The 15,438-nt window shown below is 51.6% G+C and carries 12 protein-coding genes; 3 read left to right on the plus strand and 9 right to left on the minus strand.

Annotation, left to right across the window (positions count from 1 at the left end; translation table 11 throughout):
• Window positions 1-22 precede the first annotated feature (22 nt).
• Window positions 23-1,222 carry an extracellular solute-binding protein gene (locus BST81_RS12035; RefSeq protein WP_075599130.1) on the plus strand — a complete coding sequence of 400 codons (1,200 nt, stop codon included), beginning with the start codon at window positions 23-25 and terminating at the stop codon, window positions 1,220-1,222.
• Between the two features lies 1 nt (window position 1,223).
• Here the strand turns inward: BST81_RS12035 and BST81_RS12040 are convergent, their stop codons facing one another.
• From BST81_RS12040 to BST81_RS12055, 4 genes are all read right to left on the minus strand, one after another.
• Window positions 1,224-1,877: a hypothetical protein gene (locus tag BST81_RS12040; RefSeq protein WP_143780321.1), complete on the minus strand. Its 654-nt coding sequence runs from the start codon at window positions 1,875-1,877 to the stop codon at window positions 1,224-1,226.
• Between the two features lie 32 nt (window positions 1,878-1,909).
• Complete coding sequence (locus BST81_RS12045) at window positions 1,910-2,446, minus strand: late competence development ComFB family protein (protein WP_075598756.1); 537 nt, start codon at window positions 2,444-2,446, stop codon at window positions 1,910-1,912.
• A gap of 622 nt (window positions 2,447-3,068) precedes the next feature.
• Window positions 3,069-4,196 carry an aldo/keto reductase gene (locus tag BST81_RS12050; protein WP_075598757.1) on the minus strand — a complete coding sequence of 376 codons (1,128 nt, stop codon included), beginning with the start codon at window positions 4,194-4,196 and terminating at the stop codon, window positions 3,069-3,071.
• A gap of 16 nt (window positions 4,197-4,212) precedes the next feature.
• Window positions 4,213-4,719, minus strand: a complete 507-nt coding sequence (locus BST81_RS12055; RefSeq protein WP_075598758.1) for a bifunctional nuclease family protein — start codon at window positions 4,717-4,719, stop codon at window positions 4,213-4,215.
• Window positions 4,720-5,016: 297 nt separating this feature from the next.
• On the opposite strand from BST81_RS12055, the gene BST81_RS12060 reads away from it, so the two are divergent.
• Together BST81_RS12060 and BST81_RS12065 are read left to right on the plus strand one after the other, a co-directional pair.
• On the plus strand, window positions 5,017-5,712 hold the full coding sequence (locus BST81_RS12060; RefSeq protein WP_075598759.1) for a riboflavin synthase: 696 nt from the start codon (window positions 5,017-5,019) through the stop codon (window positions 5,710-5,712).
• 5 nt (window positions 5,713-5,717) lie between these two features.
• Entirely contained in the window at window positions 5,718-6,596 is an 879-nt protein-coding gene (locus BST81_RS12065) for an NAD(P)-dependent oxidoreductase (RefSeq protein WP_075598760.1), read from the plus strand.
• Here BST81_RS12065 and BST81_RS12070 read toward each other — a convergent pair.
• The 5 genes from BST81_RS12070 to BST81_RS12090 all read right to left on the minus strand — a co-directional run bounded on the left by BST81_RS12070 (window position 6,593) and on the right by BST81_RS12090 (window position 15,350).
• Window positions 6,593-8,236: an adenylate/guanylate cyclase domain-containing protein gene (locus tag BST81_RS12070; protein ID WP_216351312.1), complete on the minus strand. Its 1,644-nt coding sequence runs from the start codon at window positions 8,234-8,236 to the stop codon at window positions 6,593-6,595. The two genes, BST81_RS12065 and BST81_RS12070, sit on opposite strands and share 4 nt — an antisense overlap.
• A 29-nt stretch (window positions 8,237-8,265) precedes the next feature.
• A complete protein-coding gene (locus BST81_RS12075; RefSeq protein WP_075598761.1) occupies window positions 8,266-9,666 on the minus strand; it encodes a hypothetical protein in 1,401 nt (466 codons plus the stop codon).
• 68 nt (window positions 9,667-9,734) lie between these two features.
• Entirely contained in the window at window positions 9,735-11,663 is a 1,929-nt protein-coding gene (locus tag BST81_RS12080) for a serine/threonine-protein kinase (protein ID WP_075598762.1), read from the minus strand.
• A 378-nt stretch (window positions 11,664-12,041) separates the two neighbouring features.
• Complete coding sequence (locus BST81_RS12085; protein ID WP_075598763.1) at window positions 12,042-13,037, minus strand: two-component system response regulator; 996 nt, start codon at window positions 13,035-13,037, stop codon at window positions 12,042-12,044.
• A gap of 129 nt (window positions 13,038-13,166) precedes the next feature.
• Window positions 13,167-15,350 carry an AAA family ATPase gene (locus BST81_RS12090; RefSeq protein WP_075598764.1) on the minus strand — a complete coding sequence of 728 codons (2,184 nt, stop codon included), beginning with the start codon at window positions 15,348-15,350 and terminating at the stop codon, window positions 13,167-13,169.
• Window positions 15,351-15,438: the final 88 nt, after the last annotated feature.

A 15,438-nucleotide genomic window follows, 5' to 3' on the forward strand; every position in this document is an offset into this window, starting at 1 on the left:
TTTAGCGACCTCTATGCCCATCATGGATAGACGTTTATTTCTGATTGGAACAGGTGCTCTGGCTCTGGGGCCGCTTCTGGCAGCTTGTGGGGCTCAAGAGGCCAATGGGCTAAAAATCCGCCTGTTAAAAAATGCAATTCCACCCCAGTTACCTGGTAAGTTTCGCCAGAGTCTGCAGGGAACTCCCCTGGCAAACCCCCAGTTGGATCTAATCCCTGAAATTCAGATGAGGACACTTTTCTCCCTGCTGGAAATCTGGCAAAAAAATGCGGCCACGCCGAATCAGTCAGGCCAGGGTTTTTCCCTGCCCTTTACTCGCAGCAGAGTCCCCACCAGGGCTGATCTAGTGACTTTGGGAGATTACTGGCTGGCGGCAGCGATCCAGAAGCAGTTCATTCAACCCCTGAATCCCCAACATCTGACGGGTTGGGAGAAATTACCCAAACGCTGGCAAATGCTGGTTACCCGCGATCTCCAAGGCAATCTGGATCCCCAGGGCCAGGTCTGGGGGGCTCCCTACCGATGGGGCAGTACCCTCATCGCTTACCGGGTCGATAAATTCAAGGAAAAGGGCTGGGCTCCTCCATCGGATTGGGCAGATCTCTGGCGACCAGAATTTCGCGGTCTGATCTCTCTGCTAGATCAGCCCCGGGAAGTGATTGGCCTGACTTTGAAGAAATTGGGTCAGTCATACAACACCAGGGATCTGGGAGCAATCCTGCAGTTGAAGCAGGAACTGCAGAATTTGCATCGCCAGACTTTGTTTTACAGTTCAAATCATTACTTGCAACCCCTCCTTTTAGGGGACACCTACGTGGCTGTTGGCTGGTCAACAGATATTTTGCCGATCGTCCAAACTGATCCCAAGATCGCAGCGATCGTTCCGGCTGCAGGAACAGCACTCTGGTCTGAAGTGTGGGTTCGTCCAGTAGCTTCATCCTCTGCTGCATTTTCTCAAACAGCAGAAGCACTGGCGGAAAAATGGATTGGGTTTTGCTGGCAACCTGAAATTGCCCAAACCCTATCTACCTTAAGTGATGCTGTTTCTCCCCTGTTGGCGGAGGTCGATCGGGCTACCTTGCCAGAGGACTTACAGAACCGTCCTTCCTTATTGCCAGATCCAGAGGTTTTACGGCGCAGCGATTTTCTGGAACCCTTGCCAGAAGAGACTCTAAAACAATATCGCCAGCTTTGGACTGAGATTCGGCAGATGAACGGTTAGCTCAGGGTAAGCTACTGGGCTTAGTTTGCAGCAACCCCCGCCGACTTGACGAAACCAGAATAAGATTGCACCGGATTTCGTTTTGCAGTTCCGGGGTCAGGGGTTCTGACCGCGCACCCTCCTGCAGCGGGGATACAGGACTGAAATCACAGACATAACTGGCCAGAGGAGCCCCCTGGCGATTAAAGACCCGAATGTTGTATCCATAGCTGCGGGCAATGTTGCCAAACTTATGGACAAAAGCATACCGATCCAGGTCATTCAAGAGGCTCCAGACCTGGGCATTGACTACCAGGTCAATGCGGGAAGTCATATTGCCATCTCCCCGATAAGCCAGCCAATTTTCAAGCAGCCTGCCGCCAAATTGCTCTTTACCACTGAATTGCTCTTTAGCCCACCACAGACTGGGAATCGTCAACCTGAGTTGACAGATGGTGTTAATGGTTACGATGGAGGAGCCAGTAGGACACAAGCCAGGTTGCTTCTGCAGCAATGTATCTGTTTGCAGTGCCACTACATCCAGGGGGGGCTGGAAGGGATTTCCAGGGATTTCATTGGGCTCAGAACTGGTTTGAGCCATTCCTACCCCAGCAGAGCTAACAGTCAGCCAGAGCAACCCGACCAGAAAACTGGCGCAGTATTTTGCTGAACCCATCTCAGCCTCCAATCGAGGGGGATGCTTCAATTCTACTGCTTATAAAGATCGCTGTTCCAGCCCGGATGGCGAGGAGTCCATCCGGGGGGACGAGGAGCCCCGGGGCGACTAGGAGGATGAACACTGGAACGGAGTTGCCAGGTAATTTCTCCCCGCGCTGTTTTAACCAGAGCCTGTTCCACAACTTCTGGAAGATTGCGCCAGGTGATGTCCTCTCGCTTCAAGATCACTTTGAGTTCCCGTAAGGCAGCCTGGGCCTCAGAATCTTCCGCAGGAGCCAGAGGGGATTCCATCCGCAGTGGATCTCGCTGCACGGCCACGATCGCCTGCCGAACCACATTGGCAATCTGGGTACCACAATCTCTCCGGCCTCGGATTGACTGTTGCCGCCAACCCTTTTCACTGGTTGCATACAGGGCCGGAAGACGGTTAAGTGCAAAAGCTGTTACTTCTTCTTTGCTTAAGTAACGGGCCAGTTTAGGCTGAAGTTGCTGAAATTGCCGTTCAACTTCTTCCGCGACCAGCGCTTCCATAACATTTCGATAGGTTAGATTACGATCGGACGGCATAGAACTCCGGCAAATGTTGAGAATGGTTTGAGGAGATAGTTGAGCCGGTTAATGGATAAACTCCAGGTAGATGCAACAACAACCTGGCCGAATCTCTCAATGGATGGACTTTTCAAGTTATAGCTTGCCCATCTTTAGGTCCTCTGCTTACTCCTGATGGGATACATCCCAGCTTTGCAAGGTTGCCCTCATCCTCCAGCCCCTTCTCCTAAAAAGGGAGAAGGGGAGCCAGATTCAAAGTCCCTCTCCCGGAGCAGGAGAGGGATTTAGGGTGTAGCTTGCTTCCCGTAGAATGAACTACAAAAGTGGGATGCAATCCTCCTAATGTGCGTTCCTGATGGTTGATTTTAATACCAACTTGGCATTGCAGCTCCAACTTGGGCGTCCTAAATAAACGTGACAAACAATGCCTTGAATGGGGCATTATGACGATGCTCGTAAATTGATATAGGTTGATTTTTGACTATAACAAAAACCTATGAGCTTCAGGGAAAACGACTCATCAACCAACAGGTGATCCTGTAAACGAGCAGATCTAGACAGCAAGTTTAAGAAATGACTAAATAAAGTAATTATAAGCAGAAAAGAGTGGCAAGGTCGGGGTCTAATTACATTATTGTAATCATTCCCAGAGTCGGCGACCTGACCTACCTTGAAGACGATCATGGGTTTCCTGCAACAAAGCAGGAATGTTAAGATTTTCCGGACAACGGGGTAAGCAGTCGCCACAGTTTGTACAGCGATCGCCCCGAGTTCCGGGAAACCAGTGCCCTGCATTTTCAAACATTCCATAGCGGTAACGGCCAAACTCAGTCATTTCATAGGCCAGGGCTAGATTCCGCAGCCGCAGCACCTCTGGAATCTGGATTTCTGCCGGACAGGGGAGGCAGGCATAGCATTGGCGGCAATGGTCAAAACCCAGAGCGACTTCCTGATGGGCCTGTAAACTGGTAAGCACCCGTTGTTCTTCCTGAGAGAGCGGACCCACTCGATCGGCCATCTCTTGAACTGGAGCCAGTTCTTCTGGCTTGGCTGGCCCAATGCTGAGGGTCGAAATCCGCTGATCGCTCAACAAGAATCGGTAATTCAGCTCCAACGGGGAGCAAGGTTGGCATAACGCTTGCAAGAGAGGTGGCGGCGTGTAGAGCATCCCCCCCTTATCAGCGGGAGAAATGATGAAGACGCCCATATCTTTTTGAGCGGCCAGATCCAGTAGGGGCGCATGGCGCTGAAAGAAATAGTAGTAATGCAGGTTGACAAACTCGAATTGATCCGTGGACATAGCTGCCTGAATCAGTTCTCGTGAGCCATGGGAGGAAAACCCCAGATGCCGAATCTGACCAGATGCCATCGCCTGTTTCACAGCAGTCAGACAGCCTCCTGGAGCCAAGACCCAATTCAGATGTTCCCAGGTATTTAGCCCATGGATGGCCAGGCAGTCCAGGTAGGACGTATTCAACCGCTCCAGGGAGTCTGCAATCCCTCGCGCCATCAGGTCTGGGTCAGCAGTTGGGGGAATTTTGCTTGAGAGATAGATTTGTGATCGAGACACCCCCAGGGTTTTCAAAGCCTGTCCCAGATAGGATTCACTTTTGCCATATCCTCTGGCCGTTTCCAGGTGGTTAATCCCCAGTTCCAGGGCGGTTCGAACCGTTGCCGTGGCCTCCTCTGGGTGAGCCAGGTAGCGCATGGTCCCCAGAGAAAAAACTGAAATTGACAATTCCGTCTTACCGAAGCGGCGATATTGCATCACTCAGGACGTCAGCTCATGAAGTCTCACTATTACTAGAAGGCCCGCGCTGCACGAAGTCTTGAGGCCGTAAGTTGGAAATAAAGTCTCGGAAAGCCTGCCGTTCTGCTTCATCCGCATCTCGATCAACAGGAATTGATGCATCTGCAATCACTTCTTCCATCACCCAGATGGGGGTATTCGTTCGGAGGGCAATGGCGATTGCATCACTGGGGCGGGCATCAATTTCCTTTTTGACTTCACCCTGGCGGACTGTCAGCACTGCATAAAAGGTATTGTCTTGTAAAGAATGGATAATAACTCGATCCAGAGTCATATTCCATTCCTGCATAAAATTCACAAACAGGTCATGGGTCAGGGGGCGAGGGGGCGTTTGGTTTTCCAGTGCGTTCATGATAGATTTGGCCTGATCCTGACCAATATAGATGGGTAGAGCTCGTCGTTCCGAGGCATCTCTCAAAAGCACAATCGGGTGACGAGTTCCTGCATCCAGCGCAATTCCAGCGACTTTCATCTCAATCATTAGCTTAGCCTCTAGAATCCTTTGGGAGAGAGGGAGACACAGGGTAAGGTATGTACTGAGGTCAGTACGTCATTTAACGACTACGTTTAGTACTTCATATAACCAGTAGTACTTCATATAACCAGTCAGTCGATAGAACCAGCAGGCAAAACTGCTATCAATGGTCTAGGAGACTACTGACTTACAGTATGCCCTGAACTTGGTCTTAGTCCATACTTCCTCCCCAATGATTTTGACGAAAATAACGGGGAATGTCTGCAAACGTTCAGTAAAGTTTTTTTATCGCCCTAAGAGCAAATGTTTACCGGACTCATTAACGCTGTGGGTACCCTGCAGCCCTACGGCACCGAACAACTCCGAATTATCTGCCTGCCGGAGCAGGCCCACCTCCTCCTACCGGAGCTTGAAATTGGAGACAGTGTGGCTGTCGATGGGGTTTGCCTCACAGTGACGCAGATTTTGCCCCAGGGGTTCCTGGCTGATGCCTCCCCTGAGACGCTGAGCCGCTCTACCCTAGGGCTAATCTCTGAACCGGAAACTGTCAACCTTGAGCCAGCCCTAAAGTTAGGGAGCAAACTGGGAGGCCATTTTGTCACAGGGCATGTGGATGGTATCGGTTCCCTACAGGAGGTGGTAGAGATTGACGGTTCCTGGGAGATGAGCTTCTCCGCTACCCTCTCGATCGCACGGTACATCGTGCACAAAGGCAGTATTGCGGTTAATGGCGTTAGCCTGACTGTGGCCGATTGCAATTCTGCGGGCACCTGGTTCAAGGTGGCAGTGATTCCTCACACTTATGGCAAAACCACCCTGCACCGACTGCAACCGGGCAGTCGGGTTAATCTAGAGGGCGACATCCTGGGCAAATATGTGGAGAAGTTTCTGCGCCTTGGGGACGATCGGGCTGCGGGGCAGCCCCCTCAAATTCGAGAAGAAGACGGCCCTTTTGAGTCGATCGGACCGGCCTTTCTAACCGAACATGGCTATCTGTAACACTGATGAGTCGAAGACGGTTGTTGATTACAGGCGCAAGTGGATTTCTGGGCTGGCATCTCTGCCAGGTTGCCCAGGATGGCTGGGAAGTCTATGGCACGAGCTTTTCTAGGCCCCTGACCATCCCAGGTGTGAAGCGACTACAGGTAGACCTGCGGGACTGGCAGCAACTCCGGCAACTTTTTGCGGATGTGCAGCCTGCAGCAGTTGTTCATGCCGCAGCTCAATCGAACCCCAATCTCTGCCAGGCTGAGCCAGAAGCAGCAGCCCAGATTAATGTGGCTGTTTCCTGGGCGATCGCAGATCTCTGTGCCGAAAGTCAAATTCTCTGTGCCTTTACCTCTACTGATCTGGTCTTTGACGGACAGCATCCCCCCTATCGAGAAACCGATCCAGTCTGTCCCCTCAGCCACTATGGGGAGCAGAAAGTGCAGGCCGAAGAGGGCATACGGCAGCGGTATCCCCAGAGTGCAATCTGCCGTATGCCCCTGATGTTTGGGTCTGCCAACCAGGCTAAAAGCTTCATCCAGCCGTTTATTCAAACCCTGAGGGCAGGAGGGAACCTGCGCCTGTTTACGGATGAATACCGAACCCCGGCCAGTGGGACAACGGCAGCAAGGGGAATTCTGCTGGCTCTAGAGAAGGTGCAGGGGCGTATCCACTTGGGAGGACGGGAACGGATCTCTCGCTATGCATTCGGACAGTTGATGGCAGAGGTCCTAGATTTGCCCGCAGACCAATTGCAGGGTTGTCTGCAGGCAGAGGTGCCCATGGCAGCCCCCCGACCACGGGATGTCTCCCTGGACAGTTCCCTGGCCTTTGCCCTCGGCTATCATCCCCTGTCCCTGCGAGATGAATTAACCGCATTGCGAGGAAAGGTTTAGACCATCTCCACCTGAGCGGACGGAACCTCTTCCCAGAGGACCTGGTAAAGCTGCAGGGGTTCTGCCTTGCCTTTGACGGTAACCAAGGACATGGGATTTACTGGAGGACACCGATCGCCCAATCGATCCAGCGTGGTTTGAGCAATTAAAATTTGACCAGCGGTGGCCGTGCTACAAATGCGACTGGCAACATTCATCGCATCTCCGATGTTGGTGTACTGAATCAGCTCAGACCCAATGTTACCGGCGGCTACCCGACCGGTGTTCAGGCCAATGTGAATCTGCACTTCCCGATCGCGGCCCTCCTGGGCCCAGCGCTGATTCAATCGCCGCATAGCCCATTGCATCTCGATCGCGGCCTGCATTGCCAACTGAGCATCATCTAGCCGACTATAGGGAGAACCCCAAACCGCCAGCAGGGCATCGGCAATATACTTCTCCAGCGTGCCCTCATAGCGGAAGACAATGTCCTCCACCATGATTTTGAAGTACTCATTCAACATTCCCAGCACCTGACGCGGTTCCATCTGCGAGGACATCTCTGTAAAACCTGTGATATCAGAAAACAGGGCTGTGACTTCTGTTTCGACAATCTTCAGTTCTCCTTCTTCCCGAATCTTCTGACTGACGGCTTTAGGGAAAAAGCGTTCCAGTTTGGCCCGCATCTCTGCTTCAGCCTGCATTTTCTGGTACAGATGGGCATTTTCGATCGCCACTGCCGCCTGACTGGCCAGCCCCGCCAGAAACTCCAGATCTTCCTGGGAGTAGGCATTGGAGAGGGACAGGTTATCGGCATAGAGAACACCAATCACCTGATCCTTCGGTTTCAGGGGAACCCCAATCGACGCATGAATGGCCTGGTGCAAAATCGAGGGAGAATCGCTAAACCGCTCATCATCTCTGGCATCTGCAATCAGAATTGCATCCCCGTTCTCACAGACAAAGTTAACAATGCGGCTACTGTAAAATTCCTGGTCCACGGTCATTCCCAATCGGGCTTTCAATGCCTTCAATTCCAACTGCTGGGTTTGTTCATGTCGCAGGAGAATTGCAGCCCGGTCCACATCCATAATCGTGAATAGCAGGTCCAGAATCTTATTCAGCAGGGCATCCAGAGTCTGGGGAATTGAAAGCTGCTTGCTGACTTCCAGCAGAATCCTCAGCTTATCGGCACTACGCTGCTGAGTATCCTGCTGGCGCAGTTTGAGGATAGATCCGGCATAGCGGGTTGGCTCTGGATGCAACAGCTCTTCAAAATCGATCTGGGTTTGCCCCACAGAGGAGAGGCGGCGGACGATCGAGAGGCTGGAGATGTCCGAGCTGACTGCATCCTGTAGAGAACTGGCTGGAGCCTGGACAAACTTGAACGCTACCTTGCCTAAATGAAGCAGGTCTCCATCTAGGAGTTCCTGCTGGGTCACCTTTTTGTGATTGACAAAGGTGCCGTTGCGACTGTTCAAATCCTGCAACAGGATGCGATCGGCCATTACCTGGATCTCGGCATGATGTCGAGAGAGACCCCTGGCCTCGTTCTCCAGCACAATGTCATTATCCAGTTCTCGCCCGATCCGATTGGTTCCGGGCATCAATTGGTAGATCGTCTCATTGAAGGTATCTGGATCACGGATCAGATAAGGCAAGTGAAGTTCCCCTTCCCTTTCGGTTTATCTCATTGCAGGGCCTGAATCTGAGGGAGATCAGCCATGCTCGGACCACCAGGCAGGGTCTTCTCACACTCCCACTTTTCCAGATTTTCGATCAAATTGGGCGTCAACTGGGGGGAAGCCTGAGTCGCATAGACCGGATACAGCTCTGCCGTTCCCTTATCTCGGCCCGCAACGATGTTCTCCTTATCCACCCAGAAGAAACTGCCTTCGGCAAATTGCATTTCCCGCCCAGGTGCCAGGGTAGTGCCAATTTGGAACTTCAGGGTTTCGCCCGTTTGGGTGATGACGCAGGTGCGGGCTTTCACCTTAGAGGGATAGACATAGTAGAGACGATCGCGGCTGTACCAGGCCCCCAGAAAGCGAGCTGTAAACTTGTTGGTTTTGGCCCAGGCATTTTGAAAAGCCTGCCGGACTTTTTTCTCAGATGGTGTCAGTTTTACCCCTGTCCCAGAATTGGCACTGGCCAGGTACTGGCTTTTAAAGGCATTGAACTGATCATTGGTGGGATACTCTGAAACAGGCCCCTTAAAGACTGGCTTCAAGGGCTCTACCGGCTGAGTAGCCTGGGTAGGTTGAGTGGGCGCGTCAGCTGGTTGTTGAGGGGCAGGGACGGAAGCGGTGCCCGGATTAGGAGTCGTAGCTACAGACCCTGGTTTGCCAGCACCTCCTGGTTTGCAGGAGGGATTGTAGCTGAACACCTCCTTCCAGCGGTTGACGGTTCCCTCACCAATCTCAAACTGGTAGGGAGAGGTTTCAGCCCGGAACCAGATTTGAGCTTTGGCTATGCCTGGTTGGGCACTGACCAGTTTAGCCGCATCCTCAGCGCTGATTCTGTAAATGTTGCGGCCCATATACCAGTACAGGTTGTAATTTTTATTCTTCGTCGGATCGTAGTAGGAGTAAGTTCCACGAAAAGGCTTACCATACTTTTCCTCCCCCTCTTTGGTCTGAGGTTTAAGAGTAACAATCCGCTGATACCCCACGGCAATGTCAACCTGTCGAGGCACCAGATAGCTTTCCGCCTGTTCCCGGCTCATGGATTCATAAGGGGCAATCTGAACCACCATATCCATAGAACACCCTTCGTTCCGGCTGGTCCAGGAGGTTACCACTACAATCTTGCCAGGGGAAATTGTGAAGGGGTCATTGAAAATCACTTTATAAATATCAGCGGCCCGCACCTGAATTCCCCCCCGATCGAGCACCACTCGACCGACTACCCCTCCTCCAAAGGCTTCAATATTGGCAGTGGCATTATAAATCCAGCTTGGGGCACCCCAAGCCAGACCATCCAGAGTATTCAGCTTATTCACCTCGATGAAGGGGATCTGGGCACTGGCTGGGGCAGTGCTAAAAGCTAGGGCCAGAACAGCCAGACCGGAGAGAGCGATGGGTAGATTCATGAAGGGTTTTAGCATTGCCAGGATGATCTAAAACGTTGGGTGGAAGTGAGCTAGCACTGGCAAGTGAATCAGCATTTACTGCCAGAACAGACGGGATCTGGTTCCGGTTCGGGGGCTGTATAGGCAGGAGGGGTATAGGCTGGGGGAACATAAACGGGCTCAGGGGGAGGGACGTAAGCAGGTTCAGGTGGTGTATAGGTCTGAGTTGTTGGAGGGGTATACCCTTGATTGCCACTGGAGTAGCTGGCCGGCGTCGGTTCATAACCAGAACCAGAGGTGTCGTTGGGGTAGGAGGGCGTGGCTGTGCTACTGCCAGAGGTACTGGCGGGAATAGCTACAGCTAACTTGTCCTGAGCTTTCTGCACAATAACCGCCATTTTCTTCTCCCAGAAGGGGGTTTTGGCGATCTTGGCTGTTTCATCCAGTGCTTTTTGAGGCTCTCCTGCATCCAGCGCTTTCTGAGCCGCCTTTAGACGGCTTTCATTCTCTGTCCATTCCTTTTTCCAGCGGGTAACATTGCCCTGAGCCGTTTTACCTGTAGTCAAACGAGTAGGAATTACCTGAGCCAAGGCAACTGCATTCTCCAGCTTACCCGCCCGATATTGTTCCGTTGCCTGCTTGAGCAAAGCTGTGGCCCATTCCTCCAGGGATTTTGTCGCTGCCTGTCCCATAGCGCTGGCGGCGGGAATCTGAACAGCCGCCGCGATCGCATCTTTTAACTTCCCGTTGGAGGCCAGTTGCTTGGCCTGGAAAAACAGACACTCATGGAGCAAGGTTTGGGCTTGCGCGTGCAGATAGGACCCTGTCGGTACCAATTTCGCCTGATTCACGCAATCCTGGTATTTTGCAGCAGTTTTGGCACTCCGGGACTGATTCAAGGTGGTTTGCAGGCGCTGTTGCTCCTGCCACTGGGTATGGCCATAGACCCCTGTGGCACCGATCGCGACCACTGCGGAAGCCGCGATCGCCATTCCCATTCGGCGGCGCAACTTCTGGCCCGGTGTGGTTTGAGGTTCTGGAACCGGCTGAGTTTCCTGCTGACTTAAGGGTGGAATTGAGGGCAACTCACTACCGGACAGAGCCGCCGTGGCTTCCCGCTGAGGGGGAGCCTCAGAGGGGGGCGGGAGGGTCTGCTCGGCTGCTGGGTAGGCGATCGTCGAGGAACAAGCAGGCGCTACCGATTTCAGGGCCTGCAACACTTCTTTCACCGTCTGATAGCGTTGCCGGAAATCGTAGCAAACCATTTTGTCTAGAATTGCGGCCAGACTGGGGCTGATGGGTGTTTGCAGTTGATCTCGCCAAAGAATTTCACCAGTTAGAACATCTTCTGGGAGTTTACCCGGAGAAATGCCGGTCAGAGCCTGGATACCAATCATCCCGACAGCATAGATATCGCTGCAAAAGCGAGGCTTGCCACTGTATTGTTCGTTAGGCATGTAACCAGGGGAGCCGATGGCGACAGTCAGGCTGGTTTGGCCCATGGGATTGATCGTCTGGGCGCTGATCTGCTTCACTGCCCCGAAATCAATCATGACAACTTTGCTGTCTCGCTTCCGTCGAATCAGATTGGAAGGCTTGATGTCCCGGTGAATTACGTCCTGTTGGTGGACGTAATCAAGAATCTCCAGAATCCCCTGGAGCAACTCCATCACCTGGGGTTGGGAAAACTGTTTACCAGGAAGCAATTCCCGGCTTAGATCCTCCCCTTCGATAAATTCCTGAACCAGGTAAAATTCCTGATTTTCCTCAAAGTGGGCATACAGGCGAGGAATCAGATCATAGTCACCCAATCGGTGTAATACCAGGGCTTCCCTATCAAACAATGTCCTTGCCACTTCCAGGGCTCCCGGATTGCTCATCTGGGGCTTGAGCTGTTTGACTACACAATGGAAATTACCTGGAAGGTGGAGATCTTCTGCCAAAAAAGTTTGACCAAACCCGCCGGACCCCAGGGGGCGGAGAATCTTATAGCGACCACTCAGTATTGTCTCTAGCATTGCTCTCAGTTATCTGTGTGGTGCAATGGCAAGCAATAGCAATTTTACTGGAATCAGCAAAAGTCAAAATTAAAGATTCTTTAATTTATGGCCTTCTGAACAGCTTTACCAAGGCACAGAAAAATTTTGCACCTGGATGTTTAGATCCAAAGTTCTTGTCCAGATTCCGTATTTCAACTGAATATATCCACAAAAAAGCCCCAGAATGGGGCTTTGGGAGTTAGAAGCTAAATATCCCATACCCCTATTTTACCTAGCCTTTACCAGCTAACCGGATAAAAACCGTGAATTTTCTGTTGCAACAGAAGAATTTTGTTCTCCTCAGGAGCCGATCGATGCAAATTTCCGACACAGCCCTCCATCGATCCTGGGTACCCCTCAGGCAATCTGGGCCATTTCCTCAGCTAATTCTGTAAGTTGAATAAATTCTGTAAATTTCTCAACTAGCCAGGGATTACGCCATCCTCTTGAGGTTTCCTCAGAGAGGATTCTCAGGGCTTCCTGGGGGGTAAAAGCAGCCTTATAAGGCCGTTCATGGGTCAGGGCATCGTAGATATCGATGACCTGAAAGACTTGAGCCAAATAGGGAATCTCTTCTCCTTGCAACCCATCGGGGTAGCCGGAACCATTCCAGCGTTCGTGGTGATGGCGAATGATGGGCAGTACTCCCCGCATCGTTCGCAATGGTTGGCAAATTCTTTCCCCGATTAAGACATGCTGCTTCATGACAACCCATTCATCAGGGGTAAATCCTGCGGTTTTGAGTAGGACTGCATCGGGGATGCCGACTTTACCAATGTCATGCAAGTAGCCACCCCACATTAGATCTCGGACTTCGGTCCGGGACAGCCCCAGGTACTCACCAAAGGCTTTGGCCCGCATGACCAGACGATCGCAATGGTCTCCCGTATTCGGATCTCGGCTCTCGATCGTGCGGGCAATGGAGAAAAGTACCTTTTCAGCGTGATCGAGATCCTCATTCAGACGCTTCTGATGAACCAGAGACTTGACCCTGGCTGAGAGTTCTAGTTGGTCGAAGGGCTTGGTCAGGAAATCATCTCCTCCGGCCTCAATTCCCTTTAACCTGGCCCGTCGGTCATTCAGAGCCGTGATGAAGATCACAGGAATCAAACGGGTTTGCTCATCCTGCTTCAAGCATCGACAGACCTCAAATCCATCCATTCCTGGCATCATGACATCCAGTAAGATCAGATCAGGGTCATTTTCAACGACACACTTCAGCGCAGCAGGGCCACTATCCGCTTCCAGAACTTCATAGCCCTCAACTGATAGCAGTGCAACTGCAGTCATACGACTGGCTGGATGATCATCGACAACAAGAACTTTAGGTCGGTCTGCTTCCGGATATTTCATACCAAGTCTGGCCCTTGGGTTCCCATACTAGCAAACGTGCTCAGGTGTAAACAGGTGTCTTGTCAAGAGCAAGCTTATTCTTCAGTATGGTAAATGTTCCTACTTGAAGAATCGGTTTTTATACGGAATCTAGGTTTCCTTCACCCCAGTCGGCACTCTGGGAATTTCCTCATAAAGTTCCTCTGGTTCAGTTACAGGTTCTAACTCTTCTTCTTCATTCAGGAAGCGGATAGAGACATCGGCCCCATTAATCACAGCACCAATCAACTGGAATTCCCCATTGTTTAATTGGTCTGTCACTTCAGTTAGCAAGCTACTTTCGGTATAACCTGGCCGGGTTAACAGAACAATACCATCTGTTAGGGGCTCCAACAATAAGGCATCGTTACAACGGCTGAGGGGGGGAGCATCCACGAGAACCAAGTCAAATCGCCCTCGAACATCCTCCAGTAACCGCCGGATTTCGCTGGACTCCAGGATTGCTGCTGCTCGTCTTTGAGGACCAGGACTGGGCAGAATATACAGGTTTTCAATCTGTGGTACGAGACGAATACAATCGCTGGTATGACCAAAATAGCGTAGCGGTTCAGTCAAACTATCTGGGTCGATCGCAATATTCAGGGCCTTAATGTGAGACGCTGATCTCAAATCTGCCTCTAGAACTAGGGTTCGCATACCTGCCCGGGCAGCCGCGATCGCCAGATTATAGGCTGTCGTTGTTTTCCCTTCGCTGGCCAGGGCACTGGTAAACAGCAACACTTTGATCTTCCTCCCTTCAACCCGACGCAGATTGGTACGCAGCCGTTCATAGAAGTCGATATAGGGGGAATCCGCTTCGGTAATCACGGGAATTTCATCGTCCAGGTCCAGGCCAGAGAGCTGAGGTAAGACCCCCAGCAGTGGAACGTCTTGATTTTGCAGTGCTTCCCGCACTTCTTCCAGGGTGTAGAACTTGCCTTCCAGTAAACTGAGGAGCAAGATAATCCCACCGCCACCGACAAAGCCAAGCAAGACCCCCACACCAAGAATGAGGGGAATATTTTTAGAGGGCTTAATGTCAACTGTGTACTGGGCTGACTTTGTCGCGGTTAAACTACTGACCGTTTCCGCCTCAGCCGCTCTGGCGTCCACCAGGGCACTTTGGATCTTATCGTAAAGGGCTCGCTTCAACAGCACCTGTTGCTCCAGGCGGGTTCGTTCCAACTGTTTGTTAGGAATCGTGGCATAGGCTGTCCTCAGTTGCTGTTCCGAGTTCTTGAGGGTAACCATCTGTTGCTGGAGTGCTTCTCGCTGGGTGTGCAGTTCAACCAGGGTATTGGCCAGTTGCTGACGGGCGGGATCCAGACTGCTATCGCGCCGAATCTGGTCTCCACCCGAAAGAGGGGCTGCCATATTGTTCCCGCCAATCACCTCATTGGCTCGTTGCTGTAGCATTTGCTCTAAAGCCTGCCGCCTTTTGCCCAGCTCGATCAGGGTAGGATGCTCTGACCTGAGATCTTTAGAGAGAATCTCAATTTGAGATTCAATTTGATAGATTTGAGTTCGTAAATTGGCGATGATCGGGTCAGCACTGAGGGCTGAGGCTGCATAGGCTTGATTGGGATTCAGCCCCAGACGCTGTTGCAGACTACTCAATTGGGTATCAACCCCCTGTAAAGTCAGCTCCAGTTGCCGCTGCTGTTGTTCACTACTTGTAATAGCACTCAGCAAATTGCCATTTTGAGCAGCCAGTAAAGCAGGCCCTTCAGTCCGATCGTATTGCTCTAAATTACCTTCAGCCGCTCTCAGTTCCTGGGTGGCCTTTGGTAACCGCTGGTTGAGAGCGGAAATTGTAGCCTGTAATCGGCCCACATTCACCTTTCGGCTCTGCTCTATCATGGCTTCCATGAGGAAGTTGACAATGTTAACAGCCTGGCGAGGGTCATCTGCCTGATACCGAATGATCACCTGGAAAGGGGTTTCAGCCCCTGTTTTTGAATCTTTTTTCGGTTCCTGAATTTTGACTTTCAAGAACTTCAGCATCTGTTGTCTCGTGGTTTTTGCCTTTTGGGCCACTGGATCAAGGACGCTACTTGCCAGAAGGATATCGGGAGATAGCTCCTGGCCTTGCTGGACGATTTGTGTTCCTGTTGTGGAGAAGGAAACCGTTGCCCGGTTGCCGAACAAAATACCCTCAGCAATGTAAACAGCTGCCTCTCGAGGTTGTAGTGCCACAATCCCCGAAACACCGATGGCAGTGGTGACGGTGATCAGACCAACCCACTTATATTTATCGAGAGCAATTAGAAACCGTTTTAAGAGAGGCAGGCTCATAGCTTTAGAGAACAAAATTCAACGTTCAAAATGCAAGACAAGGATCAATTTGGCATAGAGACTTAATTTCTAATTTTTATTTCTAATT

It is taken from the genome of Leptolyngbya sp. 'hensonii' (assembly GCF_001939115.1).
In the GTDB taxonomy this organism is placed as follows: domain Bacteria; phylum Cyanobacteriota; class Cyanobacteriia.

Excerpts from the sequence above, each read along its gene's own strand:
- BST81_RS12080 (WP_075598762.1), bottom strand. The coding sequence starts at position 11,663 with ATGCTAGAGACAATACTGAGTGGTCGCTATAAGATTCTCCGCCCCCTG.
- BST81_RS12065 (WP_075598760.1), top strand. The coding sequence starts at position 5,718 with ATGAGTCGAAGACGGTTGTTGATTACAGGCGCAAGTGGATTTCTGGGC.
- BST81_RS12035 (WP_075599130.1), top strand. The coding sequence starts at position 23 with ATGGATAGACGTTTATTTCTGATTGGAACAGGTGCTCTGGCTCTGGGG.
- BST81_RS12075 (WP_075598761.1), bottom strand. The coding sequence starts at position 9,666 with ATGAATCTACCCATCGCTCTCTCCGGTCTGGCTGTTCTGGCCCTAGCT.
- BST81_RS12060 (WP_075598759.1), top strand. The coding sequence starts at position 5,017 with ATGTTTACCGGACTCATTAACGCTGTGGGTACCCTGCAGCCCTACGGC.
- BST81_RS12045 (WP_075598756.1), bottom strand. The coding sequence starts at position 2,446 with ATGCCGTCCGATCGTAATCTAACCTATCGAAATGTTATGGAAGCGCTG.
- BST81_RS12090 (WP_075598764.1), bottom strand. The coding sequence starts at position 15,350 with ATGAGCCTGCCTCTCTTAAAACGGTTTCTAATTGCTCTCGATAAATAT.
- BST81_RS12085 (WP_075598763.1), bottom strand. The coding sequence starts at position 13,037 with ATGAAATATCCGGAAGCAGACCGACCTAAAGTTCTTGTTGTCGATGAT.
- BST81_RS12055 (WP_075598758.1), bottom strand. The coding sequence starts at position 4,719 with ATGATTGAGATGAAAGTCGCTGGAATTGCGCTGGATGCAGGAACTCGT.
- BST81_RS12050 (WP_075598757.1), bottom strand. The coding sequence starts at position 4,196 with ATGCAATATCGCCGCTTCGGTAAGACGGAATTGTCAATTTCAGTTTTT.
- BST81_RS12040 (WP_143780321.1), bottom strand. The coding sequence starts at position 1,877 with ATGGGTTCAGCAAAATACTGCGCCAGTTTTCTGGTCGGGTTGCTCTGG.